The following is a 24,809-nucleotide window of genomic DNA, read 5'->3' on the forward strand; positions in this document are numbered from 1 at the left end:
GCCGGCCACAGCGTTTTACGCTGCGGCCGGCGCTCGGCAAGGGTCGTCGTCATCAGTCAGTGGTGTCGACCGTCAGGAGACGGCGGTGTCGATCTCGTCGATCATCGCCTCGAGCACTCCCAGGCCACCCCCGACGAGGTACCAGTTCTGGCCGTCGAGGAAGTGGACGTTGTCGTTGGTCGCGGCAGCCGTGCGGTTGAAGAGCGGGTTGTCCAGAAGCGCGGACGCTGCCTCGCCCTCGGCACCGATCGCGGCGTCACGGTCGATGACGAAGACGTGATCGGGGTTCAGCTCGGCGATCTGCTCCCAGCTGAGCGGGGCGCCGTGGCTGCCGTCCGACTCGAGCTCACCCGCGGGCGCCATGCCGAGCTCGTTGAAGATCAGGTCGAAGCGCGAGCCCGGTCCGTAACCGGTGACCTTGCCGCCTGACGTCATGAGAACGAGGGCCGTGCCCGCGCCCTCGGCCTTGGCCCTGGTCTCGGACACCATCTCGTCGATCTCGGCGAGTTCGTCCGAGGCCTTGTCCTGGGCACCGAACAGCGCGGCGATCTCCTCGACCTTCGCGCGGTTCGACGCGATCGTCTCGGAGGTGTCGGGGTCGCCCGCGATCACCTGGTCCGAGATCTTCGCGAACTCCGGCTCCATCTCCCGGGTGCGGTTACCGAACAGGATGAGGTCGGGTCCCAGTTCGGCGATGACGTCCATCTTCGGCTCCTTGAGGCTGCCGATATCCGTGTACTCGTCGCCCGAGTACGCATCCAGCGCCTCCGGGAATACACCCGTTTTCACCAGGCCGATGACCCGATCCTCCAGATCGAGCTCGTCCAGGGTGTCGGCGGCGGCGTGGCTCGTGAGCACGACGCGGGTCGGGCCCTCCCCCTCGTTGCCGCTGGACTGTGCGTCCGAACTCCCGCACGCCGTGAGCGCGCCACCGGTCAACGCGATCGCGGCCGTCGCGGCGACGATCTTGGGGAATCGCTTCATTTCACTCCTGGGCTAGTTCGGAAGGTTAGGCTCACCTTAACCACCCCCGTGGCCGATAGGCAAGTCTTAAGTATGGCTTGCCTCACTACCACGGCTCGCGCACTGCTGACGTCGTCCCGGGGGGGGGGACGGAGGACCGGATGCGGGAACGCCCCGGATTCAGGACAATCGGGGCATGACCGAACGACAGTACGACCAGGACACCGACGGTGACTACGACGAGAACACGCTGGACGGCAGCGAGGGCCTCGACGCCGACGTCATCACCAACGACAACGAGGACCTGACCGTCGACGCGCCGGAGACGTGGAAGCCGATCGAGGAGAACCACGACCTCGACGACAAGCTCGCGGCCGAGCGTCCGGACGTCGACAGCCCGGAGCCGGAAGACGAGGGGGTCTCCCCTGAGCCCCGCGACGAGATCGACGAGCTCGACCCGGACGGGGAGACCCGGGTCCTCGGCGAGGCCTGATAGACGCGACCGACCCCGGCGGGAGGGAGGTGTCGCCGTGAGCGTGCCGGACATCGCGGACGCGATGCGCGCGCAGGACCGCCGCCGCTTCCTCCCGCCGGAGGTCGTCGGAGACCACGCCCTCGACGCCCCGCTGCCCATCGGGCACGGGCAGACCAACTCCCAGCCGTCCACCGTGGCGGACATGCTGGCCCTCCTCGAGCCGTTCCGCGGCATGCGCGTGCTCGACGTGGGCTCCGGCAGCGGATGGACCTCCGCGATCCTGGGCGAACTCGGCGGGCCCGACTCGGAGATCCACGCCGTCGAGCTCGTCCCGGAGCTGGTGGAGCGCTCCCGCGAGGCGATCGACCAACCGTGGGTACACGTCCACCACGCCGAGCCGGGGGTTCTCGGCCTCCCCGGGCACGCGCCGTTCGACCGCATCCTCGTCTCCGCGATGGCCGACGACCTCCCTCAGGACCTCGTCGGCCAACTCGGCGAGAACGGGATCATGGTCGCCCCGTGGGCGAACCGGATGCACCGGGTGCGGCGATCGGGTCCCGACCTCGAGATCACCGAGCACGGCGGCTACCGGTTCGTGCCCTTGATCCACACCCGATTCTGACCAGCATGATCCGGCAACTATCCTGGGGCGCAGTTCATCCACCTGCAGACCCAGGAGCCGTCGATGGCCGACTTCCTCTACGAGGACCTTCTTCCCGTCGGGGAGGACACCACCGAGTACCGCCTTCTCACCACCGAGGGCGTCTCGACAGTGCAGGGCCCCGACGGCATGACATTCCTCAAGGTGGACCCCGAGGCCATCCGCCTGCTCACCGAGACGGCGATGCACGACATCTCCCACTACCTGCGTAGTGATCACCTGGCGCAGGTCGCCAAGATCCTCGACGACCCCGAGGCCAGTGACAACGACAAGTTCGTCGCGCTGGACCTGCTGAAGAACGCCAACATCGCCGCCGGCGGCGTGCTGCCCATGTGCCAGGACACCGGCACGGCCATCGTCAAGGGCGAGCGCGGCCAGCACGTGCTGACCCCCGGCCCGGACGAGGAGTCGGTCGCCCGCGGCGTCTACGACGCGTTCACGCGCCTCAACCTGCGCTACTCGCAGAACGCGCCCATCACCATGTGGGACGAGAAGAACACCGGCTCGAACCTGCCCGCGCAGATCGAGATCGGCGCCAACACCACGCCCGGGTCGGAGAACGCCTACAAATTCCTGTTCATGGCAAAGGGCGGCGGGTCGGCCAACAAGTCGTTCCTGTACCAGGAGACCAAGGCGATCCTGAACCCCGAGCGGATGATGCAGTTCATCGAGGAGAAGATCCGCTCCCTCGGCACCGCCGCGTGCCCGCCCTACCACCTCGCGATCGTCGTGGGCGGCACGTCCGCCGAGTTCGCGCTCAAGACCGCCAAGCTGGCCTCCGCGCACTACCTCGACGAGCTGCCCCGCGAGGGCGCGATGACCGGCCGCGGGTTCCGCGACACGGAGCTCGAGGAGAAGGTCTTCGAGCTCACCCAGAAGATCGGCATCGGCGCGCAGTTCGGCGGAAAGTACTTCTGCCACGACGTGCGTGTCGTGCGACTGCCGCGACACGGGGCCTCCCTGCCCGTGGCGATCGCGGTCTCGTGCTCGGCGGACCGCCAGGCCAAGGCCAAGATCACCCCGGAAGGCGTGTTCCTCGAGCAGCTCGAGTTCAACCCGGGCCAGTATCTGCCGGCCACCACGGACGCGGAGCTCGACGCCGCGACCGACGGCGTCTCCGGCACCGGCAAGGGCGCGGCGGTGAAGATCGACCTCAACCGGCCCATGCCGGAGATCCTCGCGGAGCTGAGCAAGCACCCGGTCAAGACGCGGCTCTCGCTGACCGGTCCGCTGGTCGTGGCGCGCGACATCGCGCACTCCAAGATCAAGGAGCGCCTGGACGCGGGCGAGGAGATGCCGCAGTACCTCAAGGACCACCCCGTGTACTACGCGGGCCCGGCCAAGACGCCAGAGGGCATGCCGTCCGGGTCCTTCGGCCCCACCACGGCCGGCCGCATGGACTCCTACGTCGAGCAGTTCCAGGCCGCCGGCGGCTCGATGGTCATGCTGGCCAAGGGGAACCGCTCCAAGCAGGTCACCGACGCGTGCGCGACATACGGTGGCTTCTACCTGGGCTCGATCGGCGGCCCGGCTGCTCGCCTGGCGCAGGACTGCATCAAGCACGTCGAGATCATCGAGTACGAGGAACTCGGCATGGAGGCGGTGTGGAAGATCGAGGTCGAGGACTTCCCCGCGTTCATCGTGGTGGACGACAAGGGCGAAGACTTCTTCGCCCACACCGGTGAGGTCACGCTGACGATCGGCAAGCGCCCGGGGCTCTGATCGTTCCTATCGGCCATCGGGACCCCTCCGTCGTGCCGGAGAAGCAGGCTTTCCGGCGATGCAGCTCAGTGTGCGCCGGTGCGCCTCAGCCGGGGCCGTTCGGCGTTGCGATTCGGCCACGCTCCCACCGTGGTGCGGGCGACTAGGATCGGCGTCATGGACAGGATCACGCGTGTCCTCGCCCCTCTCGCCCTGGCCGTGGTCACCGGTGCCGGCCTGGTGGCCTGTTCGTCCGGCGACGGCCCCACCGCGGGGGACCCCGCCGCGCCGGCGTCACCGACCGCGGTGACGACGGCGCAGACGGCGACGACGACGAGCTCGACCCCCGTCCCCGGGCCCGCCGGCTCCCCGGTCGACATCCCGGCGGTGGTGGCACAGCGCTGGGAGGAACTCGGTGGCGAGCAGGGCACGCTCGGCCGGGTGACGGGGCCCGCGACGGAGGTGGAGGGTGGTTCGGTCGTCGACTTCGAGCGGGGCGCGATCGTCCTGACGCCGCAGGGTCGCCCGTTCGTCGTCCAGGGCGAGATCCTCGCCGCCTACCGCGAGGCGGGCGGCCCGGCGGGCGATCTCGGCTTCCCCACGGCGGACGAGGCCACGACGGACGGCGGCTGGATCTCCACGTTCGAGGGCGGCGTCATCACCTACCTCGACGGGGTCGCCGAGGTCGAGACCGACTGACCCGGGCGGGCCCGGCGGCGATATCGTCCAGTCGTGACGTCCACCCCCTCCCCGACCCCGCCTCCGGCCGCCGGCACCGTGCCGGCCACGATGCTCGTCGCGCTGGCGCTGACCGGGGCGATCGGCCCCTTCGCCACCGACACCTACCTGCCGGCGCTGCCGCTGATCGTCGACGAGTTCGGGGTCACCGCCTCGACCGCGCAGCTCACACTCACGGCGTTCATGGTGTCGCTGGCGCTGGGCCAGCTGGTGATCGGCCCGCTCTCGGACCGGACGGGCCGTCGGACCCTCCTCCTGGCGGGCGCGATCGGGACCGCGCTCGCGGCCGTCGTCTGCGCCCTCGCCCCCACGATCTGGGTGCTGCTGGCCGGGCGGGTGGCCCAGGGATTCTTCGGCGCCGCCGGCGTCGTGCTGGCCAAGGCCGTGGTCGTCGACGTGGGCCGGGGCGCCGGGGTGGCCAAGGCGTTCGCCACGCTCATGGCCATCCAGTCCGTCGCCCCGGTGATCGCCCCGCTCGTCGGCGGCGCGGTGGTGCCCTTCGGTGGGTGGAGGGGCGTGTTCTGGTTGCTCGCCGCACTGGCCGCCGTCACGGCCGTCGGCGTGGCCGTGGCCGTGCCCGAGTCACTACCGGCCGCGGACCGTCGCGCCGGCGGCGTGCGCGCGACCCTCTCCGGCATGCGGGCCGTGGCCACGCACGGGGCGTTCGCCGCCCGGGTGTCGGTGTTCGTGTTCACCTTCGGCGTCCTGTTCGCCTACATCTCGGCCAGCCCGTTCATCTACCAGGACATGGTGGGCCTGTCGCCCACCGCCTACGCGATCGCCTTCACCGTCAACGCACTGGGCATCCTCGTGTCGAACCTCGCGGGTGCGCGGCTGGTGGGCAGGTTCGCACCGGAGAAGCTCATGGGCACCGGGGTGACGGGCATGGTCGTGGCGATCGTGTTCCTCGTCGTCGTCGTCGCCCTCTCCCCCGCCGGCACCCTCGCACTGGCGCCGGTCACGGTCGGGTTCATCCTGCTCACGCTGTCGATCGGCACGGTCCTGCCCAACGCGGTGGCCCTGGCCATGCAGGCCACCCGCGGCAACTCCGGCGCCGGGTCCGCGCTGCTCGGCGCCGCACAGTTCAGCCTGGCCGCGCTGGTCTCGCCGCTCACCGGCCTCGCCGGACCGCACTCGGCCGTCCCCATGCTCGCGGTCATGGGCACCTGCGCGACGATCGCGGTCGTGGCCGCGTGGCTGGTCCTCAGCCGGCCAGTGCGCGCCACGTGAGCGCCGCGGCCAGCGCGCCGACGGCGTTGAACGCCCAGTGCAGGCCGATCGGTGCCAGCAGGCTCCGGCTGCGGCGGCGGATCCAGATGAACCCCGCGCCCGCCACGGACGTCGCGGCCACCGCCAGGCCGATCCCGGCCAGCTGACCGACCAGGCCGGTCCCCAGGACCTCCGCCAGCCCGGCGTTGCCGGCCGTCAGACCCAGCGACGACGTGACGTGCCACAGACCGAACGCCAGCGAGCCAATCACGAAGACCCCGGTGGTCCCGAAGGTGCGCTCGAGGGCACCCTGCAGGACGCCCCGGAACGCGAACTCCTCGGGCAGGACGGTCATCAACGGGATGAGCACGAGCGCGGAGAACACCGCCATCCGCAGGTCCGAGTAGCGCTCGGAGAGGAAGAACGGGCTGGTCGCCGGGATGAGGCACCCGGCCGTCACCACCACTGCCACCGCCACGGTCGCGGCGAGGCCGTACGCCAGTCCGCGCGGCATGTGGCGCACGGACAGGCCCAATTCGGCCCAGTGCATGCCGCGGGCCTTGACCACCACGACCATCATGAGCACGGCCAGCGGCACGATCCACTCGCGGTACGGCAGTTGCGCCAGATTCGCGGTGAGGTTGATGGCCACCAACGTCCCCAGGACCCCGACGACCCCGACCACCCCCCGGAGGCGAGAGCGGTCGAACAGGACGCGGTCGTGCGTGATGCGGTCGTGCGGTGACATCGTCCCGACGATACCTCGCGCCGGGTCCGTACCGGGGGTATGGTGACGCGGACAACGGCTCTCGTCCCTCGACGACCGCTCCGGCACAAGGTGGTGTCCGCCATGACCACGGTGACGATGACCGGGTCCCGCGCCCTGACCGGCGCCCGCCGCAGGGTGGGCCTGGTGGTCCGCTCGAGGATCGCCGGCGACGACGCCGACGCCCGCCGGCACCAGATCTGGCTGTCCGAGGGCGAACGGTGGAACTCGCCCGACGACGCCATCTGCCGCGTCAACGGGGACGCCTCGATGTTCGCCGCCGGACTGACCGCGCTCCTGCTGCAATCCCTGCACCCCGGTGCCATGGCCGGGGTCGCCGACCACAGCGACTACCGCGGTGACCCGTGGGGCCGCCTGCAGCGCACCTCGCAGTTCATCGCGACCACCACCTTCGGGACCATCCCCGACGCCTCCGCCCTCATCCGCGCCATCAACGGCGCGCACCGGACGGTCGTGGGCACCGACCACCGCGGACGCCCCTACGACGCCCGCGACCCCCACCTGCTGCGGTGGGTGCACGTGGCCGAGATCTGGAGCTTCCTCGAGTGCCACCGCCTCTACGGGCGCGAGAAGCTGTTCGCCTCCGATCGGGACGACTACGTGCGCCAGGCCGCGCGGACCGGCCTCATACTCGGCGCGAGGGGCGTACCCCTGACCGTTCGTGAGCTCGAGGACGCCCTCGAGTCCTACCGTCCCGAGCTGGAGGCCTCCCCCGCCGCGCTCGACGCCCGCCGCTTCCTCCTCGACGGTCCGCCGATGGCGTGGACCGACAAGCCCGCGTACGCGCTCCTGCGGGCGGGCGCCGTCGCGGCGCTGCCCGGCTGGGCGCGCGCGATGCTGGAGCTGCCCGCGGGGCCGCTCGGTTCCCGCGACCTGGGCCTGGCGGCGGGACGCACCGGCGTGTCCACGCTGCGCTGGGTCCTCGACGCCCTGGACTGAGCGCCGGGTCTGCGGCGGCGCGGGCGCCGCCCCGGCGATACGCTGTGGCCACGCGATCCGGCACGGTCGGATCACCCGTCCGCGGGGCCGCACCCGATCACCGGGCCGCGCCCGCCCGCCAGAAATGAGGTCTTCCATGGCCGGTGGACTCGCCGCCCTGCTCGACGACGTCGCTGTACTCGCCCGCATGGCCGCCGCCAGCGCCGACGACGTCGCGGCCGCCGCGGGACGGGCCAGCGTCAAGGCCGCCGGAGTCGTGGTCGACGACACCGCCGTCACGCCCCAGTACGTGCGCGACGTCGATCCCTCCCGCGAACTGCCCATCATTCGCAAGATCGCGCTCGGATCGCTGGGCAACAAGGCGATCATCATCGTCTTCGCGCTCCTGCTCAGCCAGTTCGTCCCGTGGCTCCTCACCCCGATCCTCATGCTCGGCGGCCTCTACCTCTGTTACGAGGGCGCCGAGAAGGTGTGGGAACGCGTCTCGGGGCACCACGAGGAGGCCGCCCCCGTCGTGGACAAGGGGCCCGAGGCCGAAGCGCGGATGGTGCGCAGCGCGGTGACCACCGATTTCATCCTCAGCGCCGAGATCATGGTGATCGCCCTCAACGAGGTGGCCTCCGAGTCGTTCTGGTCGCGGGCGATCATCCTCGTGGTGGTGGGCCTGGGGATCACCGCGCTCGTCTACGGTGTCGTCGCGGTGATCGTGAAGATGGACGACGTCGGGCTGCACCTCGCTGGTAAGGACTCCCCCGGCGTCCAGCGGTTCGGACGCGGCCTGGTCAGGGCGATGCCGACCGTGCTCGAGGTGATCTCGTTCGTCGGGATGCTCGCGATGCTGTGGGTCGGCGGACACATCCTTCTCGTGGGCCTCGACGAACTCGGCGTGACCGCGCCGTATCACCTCGTGCACGCCCTGGCGGAGCCCGCGGCCGGCGTCGCCGGCGTCGGCGCCGTGCTCGGATGGCTGGTCGACACAGCGTGCGCCCTCGTCTTCGGCCTCGCCGTGGGCGCCGTGATCGTCGCCGTCATGCACCTGATCCCCCGGCGGGGATCCGCTGAGGGACACGGCGGCGAGGGAGCCGACGGCGATTCCGCGCACGGTGATGCGGCTCGTGCCGGCGGCGGCGACCCGAGGGCACCCGAGGAGACGGGGCGGGAGACCGATCGCTGATGCTCCTCACCGTCGGACACGGCCGACTAGACCGCGACGAACTAGCCCGCCTGCTCCGCGGCGCCGGGGTCGAGCTCCTCGTGGACATCCGGCGGTTCCCCGGTAGCCGTGCTAACGAGGCTGCGGCCAAGGGCGCCGTGCCCGAGATCGTCGGGGAGGCCGGCATCGACTACCGCTGGGAAGAGGCCCTCGGTGGGCGCCGACACCTCAATGCCGAACAACGACGGCGGTCGCCCGACACGTGGTGGCGCGTGGAGGCGTTCCGGGCGTACAGCGCCTGGACCCGCGACCCCGCCTTTCGTGAGGCCCTCGCCCGCGTCGTGGCGGACGCGCACGAGCGGCCGGTCGCGGTGATGTGCTCGGAGTCGGTGTGGTGGCGCTGCCACCGAAGAATTGTCGCTGACGTGGTGGCGACCGTCCACGAGCTGCCGGTGGGGCACCTGATGCACTCGGGCTCGATCACCGAGCACACGCCGAGCGAGGGCCTGCGGCTCGACGAGGACGGTAACCCGGTCTGGGACGGTTGATCAGCTGTCGCCGCCAGCCCGGCGATCGCTACGAGCCCGGCGCCCGAGACCGCCGCGTGCCCGGCCGTGGCCTAGTCTCACGGCCATGGATCCCGCATCGACGCTCGCTTCGAACCTCACGCCCCTGGCGGCCCTTCTCGGCACCTGGCAAGGCGACGGCGCGGGGACGTACCCGACGATCGACGACTTCTCCTACACCGAGGAGCTCACGTTCACGGATGTCGGGAAGCCGTTCCTGCACTACATCCAGCGAACGTGGGCACCGAACGGCTCGCCCATGCACACCGAGACGGGGTACCTCCGAGCGCCCCACGACGGCGTGGCCGAGTTCGTCCTCGCCCAGCCCACCGGGCAGACCGAACTGTGCGAGGGCACGGTCGTCGCAGAGGCCGACACCGTGGTGGTGGAGTTCAGCTCGCGCGTCGTGGGCAGTGCCACCGCCAAGGAGGTCATCACCACGCGTCGCCGGTACGAGATCGTTGGCGACCGGATGGTGACGACATTCGCGATGGCCGCCGTGGACGTACCCCTCACGCACCACCTTCGCTCGGAGTTGCGCCGGGTGTGACCCCCGCACCTGCACCTGCACCGGCCATCGACGGCGCCCGCGGGTCAGCGCGCGGTGCGCTCCCGCAGGATGAGCCGCGACAGCGAATCCAGCACGAACCCCAGTACGCCGATGACCAGGATGACCGCCATGACCTGGTCATAGGCCAGCTGATCGCGGGCGTTGAGGATCTGATAACCCAGCCCCGACCGGACTCCGAGCATCTCCGCGGGCACCAACACGATCCACGCCGTGCCCAAGGCGAGCCGGATACCGCCGAGGATCGCCGGTCTCACCGCCGGGATGACGACCCGCGTCAGTCGCTCCCACCCGCTGGCACCCATCGTGCGAGCCACGTCGAGATAACCCGGGTCCATCGCGTGGACGCCGGACGAGGTGGAGAGCATGATCGGCCAGATCGCCGCCGCGGCGACGAGGAAGATCACCGGCTCGTTGCCGATCCCGAAGACGGCGATCGCGACAGGCGCCCACGACAACGGCGAGATCATTCGGAGGAACTGGACGAGCGGGCCCGCGACCGCCTCGGCGCGCCGACGTAGGCCGAGCCATAGCCCGAGTGGTACACCGAGCAGAGCGGCCACTGCGAGTCCGGCCACCAGGCGGTACAGGCTGACCGCGGCATCGGAGAGCAACACCCCACGGTCGAGCAGGTCGCCGAACCCGGACCACGTGTCCGCCGGGGACATACCTCCGACAACCGGGTCATCGGTGACGAGGCCGGAGGTGAGGAGAGCCCAGACCGCGAGCCCCAGGAGAAGGCCCACCAGGCCGGCTCCCCGGCGAGCGGCCAGCCCCCCTGCGCCGGCACCCCGACGACCCCGGCGAGCGCTCCGGGTCGCGCGCTCGTCCGATCTCCGGTCCGCGGCGGCGCTCGTGGCCCCGAGCTCGGGGGCTCCGGGCCCGGCGATCATCGGGTCCGCCTCCACCGGGTCGGTGCCCGGGTCCGGGGTGGGATCGGTGCGCGTCATCTAGATCAGCCGTTCGTGTCGGGTCAGCGAGGCGGGAAGGCCGAGGGCGGCGGGCCCGCCGTGGCGGGCGATTGCGGTGCGGACGAACCTGTCATCGACGAGTTCGTGGTGAACGCCCGCGGGGTCGAGGCCGTCGAGGAAGCGTGTCTCCCCGTCGACGACCGTCGTCCGCATCTGCCTCACCAGTTCGGTGGTGAAACTGGGATACGGATACGGGTGGAAGTCGATCCGGTTGCGCGCCGGCCCGCCGGCCGGGTCGGGCACGGTCCCGGTCATGGCCACGTCGACAGCCTTGGGCGGCTGCGGCAGATAGCTCTTACCGGACAGGATCGCAGCGGCCGAGGAGCGATCCGCGGTGATCCCGAGCTGCGCCGCCACGGCGGCGTCGACGAGAGCCTGGACGGTGTCCGGACGACTGTCGATGAGTTCCTGGTGTACGACCGTGACGCAACAGGCGTGATCCCGCCACACCTGATCGAGCAGCATGTGCAGTGAACCGACGCCTTGCGCGACCGCACCGGCGTTGAACGGGTCGGCGACGGTGAAGGCCGAGATGGAGCCGGTGGCGAGCGCCGAGATCATGTCGGACGGCCCCATGACGACGAGCTCGACGGTACCCTCCGACCGGCTCGGGGCCCGTCGCGCCACGGGAGTGAGCCCGTGGGCGCGCAGCACGCGCTGCAGCAGGATGTTGTGGATCGACCACCAGCCGGGGATCGCCACCTGGGTGCCGGCGAGTTGGCCGATCTCCGTCACTTTCGGCGCGACCGTGATGGCCCCGCCGCCGGTGTGGTTCCAGCTCACCACCTTGACGTCCGCACCGATCACGTACCGGAGCTGGACGGCCGAGGGCATGAGGAGGTGGATGAGGTCCACCTGATGCGTGAGGAACGCCTCCATCAACGACGACCAGGACCGGAACAACACCGGTCGACCGACGAGGAGCCCCTGCCGATCGAAGTACCCGTCTCCGTGTGCGATGAGCAGAGGCGCGGCGTCGGTGATCGGCAGGTAGCCGATCCGGAGGTCCTCGGTGGCCACACCCCGCGGCGCGGTCGCCGCCGTGACCAGTGAGCCGAGTGCCGCAGCACCGCCGACCGCGCTCGCCCCGACGGCGAGTGCGCCGCCGGCCCTGAGCAGAGCCCGCCGATCGAGAAGGGGGCCTCGGGCCCCGGGAGAATCAGACATCGCCGCGTCGGTCAGGCGGTCCGGTAGGCGGCGAGAATGCTCTCGCGCAGGGCCGGATCCGAGTCGGTGGAGCCGTGAGAGGGGTTCGTCCATTCCTGCTGTACGCGGCCCGAGGAGCCGAGCAGGGCGATGCGGGAACCCACTACCAGCGCCTCGTCCACGTCGTGCGTCACCATCACCGTGGTGACCCCGAGGTCGGCGGTCACCCCGACGAGCCACCGCTGCGAATCGGCCCGGGTGACCGGGTCGAGTGCGCTGAAGGGCTCATCGAGGAGGAGGATCTCCGGGCGCGTCGCCGCGGCACGGACGACCGCGACCCGCTGCGCCTGCCCGCCCGAGATCTGATCGGGGCGGGAGTCGGCGAGCTCGGCGATACCGAAATGGTCGAGAAGATCATCGACGTGTCGGGCGTCGACGCGGCCTCGCAGTGCACGGAACCGGCCGCCCAGCGCCACGTTCTCCCGCACGGTGAGCCACGGGTACAGCAGCGGCTTCTGGAAGACCACGGCGAACGAGTGGCCACCGCCTCCGGTGTTGCCCGAACCGACGCGGAGTTCCCCGCCGGCCGGCTCCTCCAGCCCCGCCAGGAGCCGGAGGAGGGTGGACTTACCGACGCCGGACGGACCGAGGAGGACGAGCGACTCGCCGGACCGGACCTGCAGATCCAGGTCGGTGAACAACGGCCGACCGCCGGGCAACCGGTGCTGGAGGCCCTTGACGCTGACGGCCACGGGCTTCTCGAGCACTCCGGCCGTCACGGCGCGACCCCGAGCCGGTCGAGCTCCCACCGCAGCTGGGACTGGGAGGGCGACTGCACGGGGAGGAACGCCGCCTCCCTCATGCGACGGTTCGCCGGAGCCGCCTGGGCGTATCCCATCCCCCCGCAGAGGACGGCCTCGAGCCGGGTCGCCGCCGGCGCGATCTCAGCCCCGTCGAGTCTCAGGAGCAGAAGATCCTTCAGCGACGCCTCGTGCGGTGCCGAGCCGAGTCGATGAAGTTCGGAATGCATATGTGCATGTCGAGCGGCGAGATCGGTGTGCTCCTCCGAGTAGAAGGCACCGAGTCCCTCGAGCCGCCCCTCGGCCTCGGTCAGCGCCCGGGCGGCCACGCCGGAGCAGAACGCGGCCTGGAGGACCAGGAACTGAGGGCGCACGCCGGACAGGAAGTCGGCGAGGTCTTCGCCGAGCACCTGCTCGTCGGGGACGATCACGCCGTCCAGTCCGATCATCGTCGAGGCGGTGGCGTTGAGCGCCAGGAGATCCGGAGCGTTGCGGATCTCCACGCCGGGCGCGGAGGCGTCGAAGGCGACGACCAGGCTGCGCCCGTCCTCGGTGTTGGCCGCGAGAACGATCGTGCTGTCCGGATAGACGTTGGACGCCCAGGCGATCGGCCCGTCGATCCGGTAACCACCGTCGACCTCCGTCGCGGAGATCGGCACGTTGCCCAGTCCGACGACCTGTCGCTGGGCTGCGGCCATCCCGGTGACGCCGGGCCGACCGCCGTCCGCGACCGCCCGGTAGCTCCGGGCCGCCGCGTCGGAGCGGTCGGCCGAGTGCCGCAGGTAGGCGGCGGTCATCCGCTGCGCCCACGCGCCGAACGCGACGGCCAGGCTCTCCGTGGCCACCGCCTCGATGACCGCGGCGGCGACGGAGACCGGCGTGCGGTCCACGTCGAAGAGGCCGAGGGCGGCGAGTGCGGCGATGTCCTGACGCAGATCCGCCTCGTTCCGGTCCAGCGCGGAGGCGCGTGCGGCGACGGAGTCGATCACCGCGACGAGACCCGCCACGTCGACGCTGCCGAACTCACCGGCGGTGAGCCTGGCTCTGGGAGCCCCGAGGTCGTGGGTGATGGTGTCGGTCGCGGAGTAGCTCATGCCAGCTCGTGCAGACGCGAGATGGGGGTGGACACGATCTCACGCGCGCGGACGACGGCGTCGGTGTCCGGGGCGTTGTAGAAGCAAAGGCACTTGTCCGTGTCCTCACGAACGTAGGTGCGCAGGAAGGAGACCTCGGGGATCTCCGCGTACTTCGGCGACTTCTCCTTCTTGCGCGTGAGGTAGGTGTCCATGTCGATCTCTGCGGGGATGTCCCACTCGACCAGGTAGCCGGCCTCGGGTCGGGCCGCCTTGATGGTCTCGAGGTCGGTGCCCACGAGGCGCACCTGCGCGGGCTCGGTGACCTCGGCCGCGCCGATCGCGGACGCGTCCAGGGCGGGCGCCTCGACCGAGCAGGCACCGCTCTCGTCGTCAGGGAGCTCGATGACGGTGAAGACGCGGGAGGCGCCCTTGGTCACCTGGGTCTCGATGACCTCGGCGCCGGACCCGGCGAGGGTCGAGGCGAGGGAATCGATCAGCGCGGACGGGTCGGCCTGCTGCTCCGTCGAAGGGGTTACCTCGTAGAGGAAGAGGGTCATTAGGGGTGTTCCTTTCCGGGGGCGTCAGCTCGTGTCTTGCCCCACGCTAGAGAGAACAGACTGTTCTGTCTAAGTATTCCCGGGCGGGCTCCCCCTTTCGGGAGGACGGCGCGGTGAACACTCGGAGAACGGAGAGCCGGGGACCCGGCAACACAACTACAGTCGTGTCATGCGTACTGTCTTCCGATCCAAGCTCGACGAGTTCGAGGACCAACTGATCCGCTTCTGCGAGACCAACACCCGATTGCTCGAGCGCGCCACCGCCGCCCTGCTCGACTCTGACGAGGTCGCCGCCACAGAGGTGATCGACGGCGCCGCCGAACTGGAGAACCTCCGTGAGGTGAGCGAGCAGCACGCCTTCGAACTCCTCCTGCTCGAGGCGCCTGTCGCCGGTGACCTCCGCCAAGTGGTCTCGGGCATCTATATCGTCGAACACTTCACCCGGATGTCCGCGCTCGCCGGCCACATAGCACGAGTGGCCCGCCGCCGGCATCCGCAGGCGGTCGTTCCCGAGCCCGTCGTCCCCGTCATCCGCGAGATGGCCCGCCGCGACGGCGAGATGGCCCGACGGCTCACGACCCTGCTCAGCGACAACGACGCCGACAAGGCGCGGACTCTCGACGACGACGACGACGCCGTGGACCAACTCCACGCAGACCTCATGAAGCAGATCTCTTCGGAGGACTGGCCGCACGGATCGGTCAGTGCGGTCGACCTGGCACTGCTTGCGCGCTACTACGAGCGCTTCGCCGACCACACCGTGAGCATCGCCAACCGCATCGTCTACCTCGCCACCGGAGAGCGCCCTGAAGGCGGCCAACTCTCCCACCTCGAGGACGGGACAGTCCTCGACTGACCCGAGCCGAGCGCAGCGATCCCGGGCAGCGATCACCGGGGCCGACATCCGCTGCGATGGCGGCAACAAAGCGGGCCTCACCCTGGCCGGGACGCTCTCTTCGGCCAGGGTGAGGCTGACCGACGCCGCTTCGCCAAGTGGTGAGGTACGCCGGGCGGCCCGCCTCAGCGGCAGATGGCGCCCCTCGAGGCGGACTGCACCAACTTCGAGTACTTGGCGAGGACGCCGCGGGTGTAGCGCGGCGGCAGGGGCTCCCACCCCTCGCGCCGGGATCGCAGTTCGGACTCGTCCACCAGCAGCTCGAGAGCCCCCTGCGATACGTCCAGTCGGATCCGGTCGCCGTCCCTCACGAACGCGATCGGTCCACCGTCCACGGCCTCCGGGGCGATGTGGCCGACGCACAGCCCGGTCGTGCCACCCGAGAAGCGCCCGTCGGTCATGAGCAGGACGTCCTTGCCCAGGCCCGCACCCTTGATCGCACCGGTGATGGCGAGCATCTCACGCATACCGGGCCCGCCCTTGGGACCCTCGTAGCGGATCACGACGACATCGCCCGCCGTGATGGTCCCGTCCTCGAGGGCGTCCATGGCAGCTCGCTCGCGCTCGAAGACGCGCGCGGTGCCCTCGAAGACGTCGGAGTCGAAGCCGGCGGACTTGACCACCGCACCCTCGGGGGCGAGCGACCCGCGCAGGATCGTGATCCCGCCGGTCGGGTGGATCGGCTCGGACATCGCGCGGAGCACCTTGCCGTCCGGGTCCGGCGGAGCGATGTCGGCGAGATTCTCGGCCACGGTGCGGCCAGTGACGGTGAGGCAGTCGCCGTGGAGCAGTCCGGCGTCCAGCAGCGCCCGCATGACCACGGGGACGCCACCGATCTTGTCCACGTCGGTCATGACGTGGGCACCGAACGGCTTGACGTCGGCCAGGTGCGGCACCTTGGCGCCGATGCGAGCGAAGTCGTCGAGGGTCAGGTCGACCTCGGCCTCGCTGGCGATCGCGAGCAGGTGTAGGACCGCGTTGGTGGACCCGCCGAAGGCCATGACGACGGCGATCGCGTTCTCGAACGCCTCCTTGGTCATGATGTCGCGCGCGGTGATGCCCTTCCGCAGCAGGTCGATCACGGCCTCACCGCTCGCCTTGGCGTAGTCGTCGCGCCGGCGGTCCGGGGCCGGCGGCGACGCGCTGCCCGGCAGGGACATACCCAGCGCCTCGGCGGCGCTCGCCATCGTGTTGGCGGTGTACATACCGCCGCACGCGCCCTCGCCCGGGCAGATCGACCGCTCGATGGTGTCGACGTCCTCCCGGCTCATGAGACCGCGCGAGCAGGCCCCGACCGCCTCGAAGGCGTCGATGATCGTGACCTGCCTCTCCGTTCCGTCGGAGAGCTTGGCGAAGCCTGGAAGGGTGGATCCGGCATAAAGAAACACGCTCGCCAGATCCAGTCGCGCAGCGGCCATGAGCATGCCGGGTAGGGACTTGTCGCAGCCGGCGAGCAGCACCGAGCCGTCGAGCCGCTCGGCGCTCATGACGGTCTCGACGCTGTCGGCGATCACCTCCCGTGAGACCAGCGAGAAGTGCATCCCCTCGTGGCCCATCGAGATGCCGTCGGACACCGAGATCGTGCCGAACTCCAGCGGGTAACCGCCTCCGGCGTGAGTCCCCTCCTTGACGGCCTTGGCCAGCCGGTCGAGCGACAGGTTGCACGGGGTGATCTCGTTCCACGAGGAAGCCACACCGATCTGCGGCTTGACCCAGTCGTCGTCGCCCATACCCACCGCGCGGAGCATCCCGCGGGCGGCGGTCTTCTCGATCCCGTCGGTGACATCGCGGCTTCGGGGCTTGATGTCGGCCTCGCGGCCGGTGGCCGCGTGTCCTGGGCGAGGCATGTCGGTTCCGGAGCTCATGCGCACAGCCTAGGCATTGTCTGCCCAGCTGCGCGGTCGGACCCTCCACCGCGGCCCGACAGACCACCGATCGGGCCGGGGATTCCACACCCATCTCGCCGGCAAGCGGCACGTCGGTCTGTTCCCGCCCGGGAGAAACTGGCGGAAGCCGCCGACACCCCGCTGCGGCACTTCGAGACCACCACCTACGAGGGAGTCACCCAGACCCCGCTCATCATGGCCGGGGGCCCGGTGCCCCGGGAACGTGTGGTGACCGACGAGCTGCTGCACGTGGCAGACTGACCGCCGCCCGCAACCCGCCTGATCATCAGGAGCCGTTCCTGACGAGGTCGTACCGGCGTAACGCCTCGAGCCGCTCCTCGGCGTGATCCACGATCCGTTCCGGGTATCCGTGATCGTGGCCGTCGGGCCACCGCCAGGGCTCGTGCGCGGCCGCCCCGGGCAGGTGCCGCAGCTCGGGGACCCATCGGCGGACGTACTCCCCGTCCGGATCGAAGCGCTGGCCCTGCGTGACCGGGTTGAAGACGCGGAAGAACGGCGAGGCGTCCGTCCCCGTGCCGGCCACCCACTGCCATCCGTGGTTGTTGGAAGCGAGGTCGCCGTCGAGCAGGTGGGCGAGGAAGTGCCTGGCGCCGACCGGCCACCACACGTGCAGGTCTTTGACCAGGAAGCTCGCGGTGACCATCCGGACGCGGTTGTGCATCCACCCCTCCGTGCGGAGCTGACGCATGCCCGCGTCGACGAAGGGGAAGCCCGTCCGGCCCCGTCGCCAGGCCTCGACGAGGTCGTCCACTTCGGGTCCCCGGTCGTAGGGCAACCCGGAGAGAGCGTCACGCAGGTCTTTCCAGGCGGTTCGGGGCTGGTGCCACAGGACGTCGGCGTAGAACTCCCGCCACGCGAGTTCGGTGACGAAGCGGCGGGCCCCCTCGCCGTCGGCGGCGGGGTGCGCCGCGAGGTCGGCGAGGATCGTCCGCGGGTGGATCTCTCCATATTTCAGCGGCGCGGACAGGCGGCTCGTGGTGTTCAGATCGGGTCGGTCGCGCTGCTGTCCGTAGTGCTCGAGGTCGTCCTCGAGGAAGGCCCGCCACCGGGCGAGTGCAGCGGCCTCCCCCGCGTCTCCGGCCGCACCGCGAACCGCGCCACCCGCCGTGTCGCGTCCCCAGCCGTCACCGTCGTCTCCGGGGAGCTCCCCGGCGGGCATAGCCGCCCAGGGGACGTCCCGGGGCCGCTGCCCGGGCTCGGGCCACCCGTGTTCACGCCACGCGCGCGAGAACGGGGTGAACACCTGGTACGGACTGCCGCTGCCGTTGAGAACGCGGCCGGGCCCGACGGCGTACGGCGACCCCGTCTCGACCAGCCTGCGTCCGTCGGCCTCGAGCGCGGCCCCCACCCGGGTGTCCCGGCGTCGTCCGTAGGGCGTGGACTCGCGGCTGACGTGCACCTCACGGGCACCGGTGAGCGCGGCCAGCCCGGGGATGACGTGGGATGGATCGCCGGTTCGAACGACCAGCGCTCCGCCGGTGTCAGCCGACAGCGCCGCGACCGAGGCCGCCAGTCGGTCGGCTCGCGCCCCGGCCCGGGACAGCAGGGCCGGGTCGCGGACGAAGACCGGCAGCACCTCGTCGCCCGCCTCCACTGCCGCGAGCAGCGCCGGATGGTCGGACAGTCGTAGGTCGCGGCGGAACCACAGTATCGAGATCCCCACGGGGCCTCCCTCGTCGGCGCTCGCGGCGGATCGACCGGGACCCGCCGTCGTGACCCCCGAGTGTGGCAGAAGCGCGGCCCGTCGCCGGGCAGGCGGACGCTCGGCCGCGGGAACGCGAACAGGAGCCGCTCCGGTGAGTCCGGCGGCCCTAGTGCGCGAGGGCCGGGAAGAGCGGCACGACGTGCTCGGCCAGCTCGGCGATCACCTCGCCCACCGGGCGACGGGAGGCCCCCAGACCCAGCTGCACGTGGTTGACCCCGATCCCCCGCAGGTCCTCGAGGTGGTCGACCAGACCCCGCCGGCCGACCCGGAACCCGAAACTGATCGGGGAGGCGGTCTCGCCGGGGTCCTCCGCCAGGTCGATCTGCAGCGACTGCGCGAAGGGTTTGAACACCCCGCCGTCGTCCCTCTCGCCGTCGCGCCTCTCATCGCCGGCCGCGGCGGCGGCCACCGCGTCCCTCCACTGCGCGGCGGTGCGCCGCTGGGCGTCGAAGTCGCGCGGGTAGGTCATCCACCCGTCCCCGTGCGCGGCGAGGTAGGCCACGCTCTGCTGACACGACCCGATCATGATCACCGGAACCGACGCGGCGGTGGGCTTGGGCACCACGTCGGCGCTGTGCATCCACCCGCCGGACCACCGGATCCCGCGCATCTCGGTGGTCAGCGCGTGCGTCATCACGCGGAGGTTCTCGCGGAACCGCTCACCGCGCTCGCCCTGCTCGAGGCCGAACGCGCGGAACTCCTCGGGCCTGTCGCCGGACGCCAATCCCAGCAGGAACCGGCCGCCCGAGAGCCGGTCGACGCTGGCCGCGGACTTTGCCACGTGCAACGGGTGCCGCACCGGCAGGACGATGCCCGCGGTGCCCAGCGCGACCCGCGAGGTGTGGGCGGCGACGTGGGTGAGGTAGACCCACGGGTCGTAGACCTGACCGACGTCGCCGAAGGACGGCACCCGCAGCGGGATGTCACGGACGTAGAGGGCCGCGAACCCGCCGGCCTCGGCGGCCCGGGCGATCCTCACCTGGGCCGCCGGGTCGTGGACGTCGTCGCCGTCGGCGCGGCTCCGCAGCGGGAACCCGAGGCCCAGCGTGAGGCGGCCGGGCGCGTAGGTGCGGCGGAACCCCGGCAGGGCGCGGGGGTCACCGTCGGAGCGGGTGCACGGCGAAGAGGTCATGGCCTCCACCCTGGCACGGGCGACGACGACGAGGCCGGCTCTCGTCGCGAACCGCGCGGGTCGCTCCGGGGGCGGGCGGACCGGGACCTACCGGTGCCGGGAGGTGGGCGTCGGCCGGGCGGGCGGCGTGGCCGCGGGGAGCAGCAGCTCGGGGCCACGGGCCATGAGCACGCCGGCGAGCAGCGAGCCGAGTCCGCCCGCCGCCATGTCCCCGACGGTGTCCTCGTAGGTCACGTAGATGTCGTCTGTGAGGTAGGCGTAGCCGAACCACTCGACCATCTCCCACATCGCGCCCAGCGCGAGCCCGAACGCCGTGGTGAGCACGACCGCGCCGGTGACGGTGAACCCGCGGGTACCCGGCGACCGCACGATCCCGCGGTGGGCGCAGAACAGGTACGCCACCACCGACAGGGCTCCGGCCAGGAGGAGGTGGATCGGGATGTCCCACCACCAGAGGGCGCGGTAGAGGTCGACCACGTTGCTCCACGCGGCGACGAGCAGCGTGGCCGACACGGCGGCGTCCGCCCACGCGCGCATGCCGAGGAACCGGGGCAGCATGAGTCCGGGCAGGGCGAAGGCCACGATGGCGGCGTCGGTGACCCCGTGGAACAGCAGGGCCGAGACCACGCTGAGGACGCCGAGCAGGCGCAGGGCGTCCGCCACTCTCTGGGCTGCGCTCCCGGCGGGGCGCAGGAAGTTGTCGATCACGTCCGCCGGGCCCCTCCCTCTCCTCGCGTCCCGTCTCGCAGCCCATTGTGCGCCTCATCGTCCGGACCGGCCGGGTGCACCACGGCGTGCACCGGCAGATGGTCCGAGGGCCACCCGCCCTCGTGGCGGAGCGGGTTGATCGCGGCGTCGGTGACCGTGAGATCGGGAGTGGCGAGGATCCAGTCGATCCGGGCGCCACCCCGTCGCGGCCGCCGGTAGTCGGCGTAGGTTCCCCACTGCTCGCTGTGCCGGGCGCGGGCGACCCGCCAACTGTCCACCAGGGTCCCGTCCGAGAGGAGTGCGCGCACGGCCGGGCTCGACGATCCCGCGTTGAGGTCGCCCGTCACGACGGCCGGGAGGCCCCGTGCGGCCACCACCTCCAGGAGGGCCCGGGCGGAGCGCAGGCGGGACCGGGCCGAGAGCGGATCGAGGTGGGTGTTGACCACGAGCAACTCGTGCCCGGTGATCCGGTCGCGGAGGTGCACCTCGACCATCACCCGCGGGAACAGGTTGCCCCAGGACACCGACCCGGCACGGTGGGGCGTGTCCGACAGGGCGGACTGCTCCCAGCCCAGCAGCTCGAGACGGGCCGCGTCGAAGAAGATCGGGCACGCCTCTCCCCCGCCGTCCGCCGAACGGCCGCGACCGACGTGGTCGTGGCCCGGGCCGAGACCGTCGAGCACGGTGGGGATCTGTTCGGCGACGACCTCTTGCGCGCAGAGCACGGTCGGCCGCTCGGCGGCGAGCAGGGCGCGCACGCGCGGGGCACGGTGGCGCCATCGATCCGCCGCGCGGGTCAGCGCGGCGGGGACCGGCCGCCGGATGTTCCACGTCATGACGTGCAGGCCCGGCGCGGGCACGGGGCCGATGAGGGGCGGGGCCCCCGCCGGCGGCTCGGTGGCGGGGCTCGACCCGGTCTCGCGCTGCGCCATCTCCCCGCTCCTTCCGTCCTCGTCGCCGCGTCGGTCGTGCCGGGCGGCCTCCACCCTATTCGGCGCGTGAGCCGGGCCGGACCGGTCGTCGGCCGTGACACGATCCTCTCGTGGAGCAACAGCAGCGTGCGGTCGGACTGCAGCGCGTGCCCGACGGCGTCGAGGTCCTGGCCTTCGACGTGGGCGAGACGCTGATCGACGAGTCCCGGATGTGGGCCGAACACGCCCGCGAGGTGGGAGCCTCACCGTTCACCCTCATGGCGACGCTCGGGGCGCTGATCGAGAGGGGCCGGGACCACCGGGAGGTCTGGGCGGCCCTCGGCACCCGGACGCCCACACGACCCGTCATCCCCACGCTGTCGGATTCCCGTCACGCCGGGGTCGGACCCGAGCGCATCATGTACGTCGGGGATCGGCTCGACAACGACATCCGGCCCGCCCGGGCGGCCGGGATGCGTACCGCGTTCCTGCGGCGGGGACCGTGGGGGCTCATCCAGTCCCGCCGACACACGGTCGCCGCCGATCTCGTGCTCGACTCCCTCGAGCAGCTCACCGGACTCCTCACCGAACGGGGCATGGGACCGTGTCCGTGACCCCTCCGCTTCCGGTCCGGGACGGCGTCAGCCCCACCCGCCTGCGAGTCCCCGCCGACGGCCCGTGGGCGGGCATCGCCGAGTACGTCGAGGCGAGGTTCGACCACCTCGACCCGGGCGAGCTGCGGCGCCGGATCTCCGCCGGCGAGATCGTCGGCGCCGACGGCCGGGCGATCGACCACGACACCCCGCTGGGCACGCACGAGTTCGTCTGGTACCACCGCGACCTGCCCGACGAGCCCGCCCTGCCCTACCTGGAGGAGATCCTGTACCGGGACGGCCACCTCGTCGTCGTCGACAAACCGCACTTCCTCCCCACCACCCCCTCCGGCCACTTCCTCCGCGAGACCGCACTGGTCCGGCTGCGCACCCGCCTGGGCAACGACGACATCACGCCGATCCACCGCCTCGACCGCGAGACCGCCGGGGTGGTCATGTTCTCCGCCCGCGCCGACTCCCGCGGCGCCTACCAGTCCATGTTCGAGCGGCGAGAGGTCACCAAGGTCTACGAGGCCGTCTCCGCGCGCCCATCCGGATGGGATCCGGCCGCGCCGACTCTCGGCGGACACCCGGTGCCCGTCACCCACCGGGCGCACATCCGGTCGCGGCGCGGCGAGCTGCGCGTCACCCTCCACCCCGACCTACCGCCCAACTCCGAGACCCTCGTCGACGTGCTCGGCACCGGACCCAGCGCCTCGGGGCGGCCCGTCGTCCACACGCTCCTACGGCCGCGCACGGGGCGGCTCCACCAACTGCGCGTTCACCTCGCCGCGCTGGGGATCCCCATTCTCGGCGACCGGCGCTATCCCGGCCTGCTGCCCGAGGCCCCCGACGACCCCGACCTGCCGCTGCAGCTCCTCGCCCGCGAGCTCGGGTTCGCCGACCCCGTCACCGGCGGGCCCCGACGGTTCGTCACGCGCCGGACGCTGGCGCACGCCCCCGTCAGCGGCGCCGCCGGAACGTCAGGTGCGTGACGCCGCTGGGCGGTCAGCAGGTCGGCGTGGGCGCCGCACCGGCCCAGCGGTCGAGGGTCCACTGCACCAACTGCGGCGTGAGCGGCGAGTCGGCGGCGACCAGGCCCATGTGGTCCAGCACCGGGTAGGTGCGGAAGTCGATAGGATCGCCCGCGGCGCACCGACCGGCGACCCAGTTCTCCTGCATCGTCGGCGTCACGAGCGGATCGGCCAGGCCCTGCGCGACGAGGACGGGCCCGGCCACGGGCCGGTCGGCGAGTTCTCCCGCAGCCGGTCGCCGAGCCCGCCCTCGAGGATCGAGTCCGGGAAGACCTGCTCGGGGATCTGCGTCCCGCGCAGGAGTGCGGCGATGACGTCCTTCTCGTTGAAACACAGGTCGGAGATCTTCTCCACACCGTGCGCCGTGCCGGGGTTGAGGTGGCCGGACAGGTCGAGGTCGGGGTAGATCTCGTTCCACGACGTGGCGATGTAGGCCGAGACGGTCTTGCCGCCGATGCTGTCCTTGTCCTCGTCGGCCAGCCGGTACAGGTCGCTGGCCGGAGCCATGCCCGCGATACCGCGCAGCGTCAGCTCCGGCGCGTAGTCACCGGCGATCTGCCCGGTCCAGAGCGCACCGTGGCCGCCCTGCGAGTGGCCCCACACGACGGTGCCGGTGCTCAGGTCGAGCCCGTCGAGTTGCTGCGCGGCGCGGGAGGCGTCGAGCACGTTGCGCGCCTCGGCCCGCCCCACCAGGTACGGGTGCATGCCGGCCGTGCCCAGGCCCACGTAGTCGGAGATGACGCCGGCCCACCCGTGCTCGGTGACCATCTGCTCGAGGGCCGCGGCGGCGCCGTCCGCGAACGGGGTGGCGCTCAACGACGGGGCGCAGCGCGGCACGATGCCCGTCGTCCCGTGGGCGATACTCAGCAGCGGCAGCTCGTCGCCGCCCCGGTCGGCCGGCGCGATCGCCACACCGCTGGCCACCGTCACCGTGTCGTCCGGCCGGGTGGTCGTGTAGAGGATCCGCCAGGCGTCGGCGCCGTCCGGCACGCCGGTAGTGAGGGTTTCGGCGCGCAGGAGCACCCCGGGCTCGTCGGGCAGCGGCTCTACCGCCGTATAGAAGGCGTCGGGTTCGGGCCGGTCGTCACCCCTGAACAGGACCGCGCTGCCGATCGCCAGGGCGAGTACGAGCAGGAACATCACGACCGCCGCCGCCGTCCTCGCCCACCTGCCCACACGTTCGCGGCCTGCGCGCATGCGGGCGCGGGGACGTTCCACGACGAGCTCGAACAACCCGCGCAGCCCGACGAACACCAGCCACGCACCCACGGCGTAGCGGATCAGTTCGATCGCGAGCACCGGCCACAACAGGCACAACAGGCCCAGCAGGATCGCCGCGGCGCCGCTGAACAGGCCGGCCACCCGCCGGTCGGCGCTACCGCGCCAGGCCCCGACGATGGTGTGGACCCCGTGCGCCACCAGGGCGGCGACCATCACCCACAGCAGTGTGCGGATGCTCGCCGTGCGCCACGCGAATACCACGATCCCGGCCACGACGGCGGCGAGCCCTACCGCGATGCGTGTCCACCGCCCGGAGTGGCCGGCAGCGTCGACACCGGTGACCGTGGCGAGTCCGACGACGACGAGTCCCGCCCCCCGCCAGCGTGACCATCA

General features: G+C 71.4%; 26 protein-coding genes. 12 read left to right on the plus strand and 14 right to left on the minus strand.

Translation table 11 applies throughout. The features are described from left to right. Positions 1-72 precede the first annotated feature (72 nt). Positions 73-984 carry a siderophore ABC transporter substrate-binding protein gene (locus HMPREF3086_RS10180; protein WP_063972043.1) on the minus strand — a complete coding sequence of 304 codons (912 nt, stop codon included), beginning with the start codon at positions 982-984 and terminating at the stop codon, positions 73-75. 175 nt (positions 985-1,159) lie between these two features. On the opposite strand from HMPREF3086_RS10180, the gene HMPREF3086_RS18535 reads away from it, so the two are divergent. The 5 genes from HMPREF3086_RS18535 (at position 1,160) to HMPREF3086_RS10205 (ending at position 5,768) form a co-directional block, all read left to right on the plus strand. Then, positions 1,160-1,456, plus strand: a complete 297-nt coding sequence (locus tag HMPREF3086_RS18535; protein WP_070721658.1) for a hypothetical protein — start codon at positions 1,160-1,162, stop codon at positions 1,454-1,456. A 37-nt stretch (positions 1,457-1,493) separates the two neighbouring features. After that, positions 1,494-2,060, plus strand: coding sequence for a protein-L-isoaspartate O-methyltransferase family protein (locus tag HMPREF3086_RS10190; RefSeq protein ID WP_141764057.1), 567 nt, complete (start codon positions 1,494-1,496; stop codon positions 2,058-2,060). Between the two features lie 63 nt (positions 2,061-2,123). Further along, positions 2,124-3,821 carry a fumarate hydratase gene (locus tag HMPREF3086_RS10195; RefSeq protein WP_070721661.1) on the plus strand — a complete coding sequence of 566 codons (1,698 nt, stop codon included), beginning with the start codon at positions 2,124-2,126 and terminating at the stop codon, positions 3,819-3,821. Positions 3,822-3,977: 156 nt separating this feature from the next. Beyond that, on the plus strand, positions 3,978-4,499 hold the full coding sequence (locus HMPREF3086_RS10200) for an LGFP repeat-containing protein (RefSeq protein WP_070721663.1): 522 nt from the start codon (positions 3,978-3,980) through the stop codon (positions 4,497-4,499). A gap of 33 nt (positions 4,500-4,532) precedes the next feature. Continuing rightward, positions 4,533-5,768 (plus strand): multidrug effflux MFS transporter, encoded by a 1,236-nt coding sequence (locus HMPREF3086_RS10205; protein ID WP_246830955.1) that lies wholly within the window; start codon positions 4,533-4,535, stop codon positions 5,766-5,768. Here the strand turns inward: HMPREF3086_RS10205 and HMPREF3086_RS10210 are convergent. Then, positions 5,743-6,495: a CPBP family intramembrane glutamic endopeptidase gene (locus HMPREF3086_RS10210; RefSeq protein WP_070721664.1), complete on the minus strand. Its 753-nt coding sequence runs from the start codon at positions 6,493-6,495 to the stop codon at positions 5,743-5,745. The two genes, HMPREF3086_RS10205 and HMPREF3086_RS10210, sit on opposite strands and share 26 nt — an antisense overlap. A gap of 102 nt (positions 6,496-6,597) precedes the next feature. Here HMPREF3086_RS10210 and HMPREF3086_RS10215 point away from each other — a divergent pair, with 102 nt between their 5' ends. The 4 genes from HMPREF3086_RS10215 to HMPREF3086_RS10230 all read left to right on the plus strand — a co-directional run bounded on the left by HMPREF3086_RS10215 (position 6,598) and on the right by HMPREF3086_RS10230 (position 9,742). Continuing rightward, complete coding sequence (locus tag HMPREF3086_RS10215) at positions 6,598-7,473, plus strand: oxygenase MpaB family protein (RefSeq protein WP_070721666.1); 876 nt, start codon at positions 6,598-6,600, stop codon at positions 7,471-7,473. Positions 7,474-7,609: 136 nt separating this feature from the next. Next, a complete protein-coding gene (locus HMPREF3086_RS10220) occupies positions 7,610-8,647 on the plus strand; it encodes a DUF808 domain-containing protein (RefSeq protein WP_070721667.1) in 1,038 nt (345 codons plus the stop codon). Continuing rightward, on the plus strand, positions 8,647-9,174 hold the full coding sequence (locus tag HMPREF3086_RS10225) for a DUF488 domain-containing protein (protein ID WP_070721668.1): 528 nt from the start codon (positions 8,647-8,649) through the stop codon (positions 9,172-9,174). Before HMPREF3086_RS10220 ends, HMPREF3086_RS10225 begins: the two co-directional genes overlap by 1 nt. 85 nt (positions 9,175-9,259) lie before the next feature. Then, positions 9,260-9,742 carry a heme-binding beta-barrel domain-containing protein gene (locus tag HMPREF3086_RS10230; protein WP_070721671.1) on the plus strand — a complete coding sequence of 161 codons (483 nt, stop codon included), beginning with the start codon at positions 9,260-9,262 and terminating at the stop codon, positions 9,740-9,742. Positions 9,743-9,786: 44 nt separating this feature from the next. On the opposite strand, the gene HMPREF3086_RS10235 is transcribed toward HMPREF3086_RS10230, so the two are convergent. The 5 genes from HMPREF3086_RS10235 to HMPREF3086_RS10255 are packed head-to-tail and all read right to left on the minus strand — an operon-like array spanning position 9,787 to position 14,310. Next, positions 9,787-10,710 carry an ABC transporter permease gene (locus tag HMPREF3086_RS10235; protein WP_311200569.1) on the minus strand — a complete coding sequence of 308 codons (924 nt, stop codon included), beginning with the start codon at positions 10,708-10,710 and terminating at the stop codon, positions 9,787-9,789. Then, positions 10,711-11,898, minus strand: a complete 1,188-nt coding sequence (locus tag HMPREF3086_RS10240; protein ID WP_070721673.1) for an ABC transporter substrate-binding protein — start codon at positions 11,896-11,898, stop codon at positions 10,711-10,713. Positions 11,899-11,909: 11 nt separating this feature from the next. After that, positions 11,910-12,596, minus strand: coding sequence for an ABC transporter ATP-binding protein (locus tag HMPREF3086_RS10245; protein ID WP_070721724.1), 687 nt, complete (start codon positions 12,594-12,596; stop codon positions 11,910-11,912). A 56-nt stretch (positions 12,597-12,652) separates the two neighbouring features. Continuing rightward, on the minus strand, positions 12,653-13,771 hold the full coding sequence (locus HMPREF3086_RS10250; RefSeq protein ID WP_083324394.1) for an acyl-CoA dehydrogenase family protein: 1,119 nt from the start codon (positions 13,769-13,771) through the stop codon (positions 12,653-12,655). After that, complete coding sequence (locus tag HMPREF3086_RS10255; protein ID WP_070721674.1) at positions 13,768-14,310, minus strand: DUF4242 domain-containing protein; 543 nt, start codon at positions 14,308-14,310, stop codon at positions 13,768-13,770. Before HMPREF3086_RS10255 ends, HMPREF3086_RS10250 begins: the two co-directional genes overlap by 4 nt. A gap of 169 nt (positions 14,311-14,479) precedes the next feature. On the opposite strand from HMPREF3086_RS10255, the gene HMPREF3086_RS10260 reads away from it, so the two are divergent. Then, entirely contained in the window at positions 14,480-15,166 is a 687-nt protein-coding gene (locus HMPREF3086_RS10260) for a phosphate signaling complex PhoU family protein (protein WP_070721677.1), read from the plus strand. 164 nt (positions 15,167-15,330) lie between these two features. Here the strand turns inward: HMPREF3086_RS10260 and ilvD are convergent, their stop codons facing one another. From ilvD to HMPREF3086_RS10285, 5 genes are all read right to left on the minus strand, one after another. Then, positions 15,331-17,070, minus strand: coding sequence for a dihydroxy-acid dehydratase (gene ilvD / locus HMPREF3086_RS10265; RefSeq protein WP_246830957.1), 1,740 nt, complete (start codon positions 17,068-17,070; stop codon positions 15,331-15,333). 307 nt (positions 17,071-17,377) lie between these two features. Beyond that, on the minus strand, positions 17,378-18,769 hold the full coding sequence (locus HMPREF3086_RS10270; RefSeq protein WP_210401860.1) for a cryptochrome/photolyase family protein: 1,392 nt from the start codon (positions 18,767-18,769) through the stop codon (positions 17,378-17,380). 154 nt (positions 18,770-18,923) lie between these two features. Beyond that, positions 18,924-19,949: an LLM class oxidoreductase gene (locus HMPREF3086_RS10275; protein ID WP_070721728.1), complete on the minus strand. Its 1,026-nt coding sequence runs from the start codon at positions 19,947-19,949 to the stop codon at positions 18,924-18,926. An 87-nt stretch (positions 19,950-20,036) separates the two neighbouring features. After that, positions 20,037-20,657 (minus strand): DUF2238 domain-containing protein, encoded by a 621-nt coding sequence (locus tag HMPREF3086_RS10280; RefSeq protein WP_070721684.1) that lies wholly within the window; start codon positions 20,655-20,657, stop codon positions 20,037-20,039. Then, positions 20,654-21,589: an endonuclease/exonuclease/phosphatase family protein gene (locus HMPREF3086_RS10285; protein ID WP_070721730.1), complete on the minus strand. Its 936-nt coding sequence runs from the start codon at positions 21,587-21,589 to the stop codon at positions 20,654-20,656. Before HMPREF3086_RS10285 ends, HMPREF3086_RS10280 begins: the two co-directional genes overlap by 4 nt. A gap of 110 nt (positions 21,590-21,699) precedes the next feature. Here HMPREF3086_RS10285 and HMPREF3086_RS10290 point away from each other — a divergent pair, with 110 nt between their 5' ends. After that, complete coding sequence (locus HMPREF3086_RS10290) at positions 21,700-22,182, plus strand: HAD hydrolase-like protein (RefSeq protein ID WP_246830958.1); 483 nt, start codon at positions 21,700-21,702, stop codon at positions 22,180-22,182. After that, positions 22,173-23,156 (plus strand): pseudouridine synthase, encoded by a 984-nt coding sequence (locus HMPREF3086_RS10295; RefSeq protein ID WP_070721686.1) that lies wholly within the window; start codon positions 22,173-22,175, stop codon positions 23,154-23,156. The genes HMPREF3086_RS10290 and HMPREF3086_RS10295 overlap by 10 nt, the downstream gene beginning before the upstream one ends. Before the next feature lie 13 nt (positions 23,157-23,169). On the opposite strand, the gene HMPREF3086_RS19620 is transcribed toward HMPREF3086_RS10295, so the two are convergent. Together HMPREF3086_RS19620 and HMPREF3086_RS10300 are read right to left on the minus strand one after the other, a co-directional pair. After that, positions 23,170-23,400, minus strand: coding sequence for an alpha/beta hydrolase (locus HMPREF3086_RS19620; RefSeq protein WP_246830960.1), 231 nt, complete (start codon positions 23,398-23,400; stop codon positions 23,170-23,172). After that, the gene (locus HMPREF3086_RS10300) at positions 23,352-24,689 is read right to left on the minus strand and encodes a lipase family protein (RefSeq protein WP_246830961.1); all 1,338 of its coding nucleotides are present in this window, start codon (positions 24,687-24,689) and stop codon (positions 23,352-23,354) included. The genes HMPREF3086_RS19620 and HMPREF3086_RS10300 overlap by 49 nt, the downstream gene beginning before the upstream one ends. Positions 24,690-24,809 lie beyond the last annotated feature (120 nt).

The sequence above is a fragment of the Dietzia sp. HMSC21D01 genome (genome assembly GCF_001815995.1).
Lineage (GTDB): Bacteria > Actinomycetota > Actinomycetes > Mycobacteriales > Mycobacteriaceae > Dietzia > Dietzia cinnamea.

Excerpts from the sequence above, each read along its gene's own strand:
- HMPREF3086_RS10215 (WP_070721666.1), top strand. The coding sequence starts at position 6,598 with ATGACCACGGTGACGATGACCGGGTCCCGCGCCCTGACCGGCGCCCGC.
- HMPREF3086_RS18535 (WP_070721658.1), top strand. The coding sequence starts at position 1,160 with ATGACCGAACGACAGTACGACCAGGACACCGACGGTGACTACGACGAG.
- HMPREF3086_RS10240 (WP_070721673.1), bottom strand. The coding sequence starts at position 11,898 with ATGTCTGATTCTCCCGGGGCCCGAGGCCCCCTTCTCGATCGGCGGGCT.
- HMPREF3086_RS10225 (WP_070721668.1), top strand. The coding sequence starts at position 8,647 with ATGCTCCTCACCGTCGGACACGGCCGACTAGACCGCGACGAACTAGCC.
- HMPREF3086_RS10180 (WP_063972043.1), bottom strand. The coding sequence starts at position 984 with ATGAAGCGATTCCCCAAGATCGTCGCCGCGACGGCCGCGATCGCGTTG.
- HMPREF3086_RS10285 (WP_070721730.1), bottom strand. The coding sequence starts at position 21,589 with ATGGCGCAGCGCGAGACCGGGTCGAGCCCCGCCACCGAGCCGCCGGCG.
- HMPREF3086_RS10210 (WP_070721664.1), bottom strand. The coding sequence starts at position 6,495 with ATGTCACCGCACGACCGCATCACGCACGACCGCGTCCTGTTCGACCGC.
- HMPREF3086_RS10220 (WP_070721667.1), top strand. The coding sequence starts at position 7,610 with ATGGCCGGTGGACTCGCCGCCCTGCTCGACGACGTCGCTGTACTCGCC.
- HMPREF3086_RS10230 (WP_070721671.1), top strand. The coding sequence starts at position 9,260 with ATGGATCCCGCATCGACGCTCGCTTCGAACCTCACGCCCCTGGCGGCC.
- HMPREF3086_RS10235 (WP_311200569.1), bottom strand. The coding sequence starts at position 10,710 with ATGACGCGCACCGATCCCACCCCGGACCCGGGCACCGACCCGGTGGAG.
- HMPREF3086_RS10260 (WP_070721677.1), top strand. The coding sequence starts at position 14,480 with ATGCGTACTGTCTTCCGATCCAAGCTCGACGAGTTCGAGGACCAACTG.
- HMPREF3086_RS10195 (WP_070721661.1), top strand. The coding sequence starts at position 2,124 with ATGGCCGACTTCCTCTACGAGGACCTTCTTCCCGTCGGGGAGGACACC.
- HMPREF3086_RS10275 (WP_070721728.1), bottom strand. The coding sequence starts at position 19,949 with ATGACCTCTTCGCCGTGCACCCGCTCCGACGGTGACCCCCGCGCCCTG.
- HMPREF3086_RS10255 (WP_070721674.1), bottom strand. The coding sequence starts at position 14,310 with ATGACCCTCTTCCTCTACGAGGTAACCCCTTCGACGGAGCAGCAGGCC.
- HMPREF3086_RS10250 (WP_083324394.1), bottom strand. The coding sequence starts at position 13,771 with ATGAGCTACTCCGCGACCGACACCATCACCCACGACCTCGGGGCTCCC.
- HMPREF3086_RS10200 (WP_070721663.1), top strand. The coding sequence starts at position 3,978 with ATGGACAGGATCACGCGTGTCCTCGCCCCTCTCGCCCTGGCCGTGGTC.
- ilvD (WP_246830957.1), bottom strand. The coding sequence starts at position 17,070 with ATGAGCTCCGGAACCGACATGCCTCGCCCAGGACACGCGGCCACCGGC.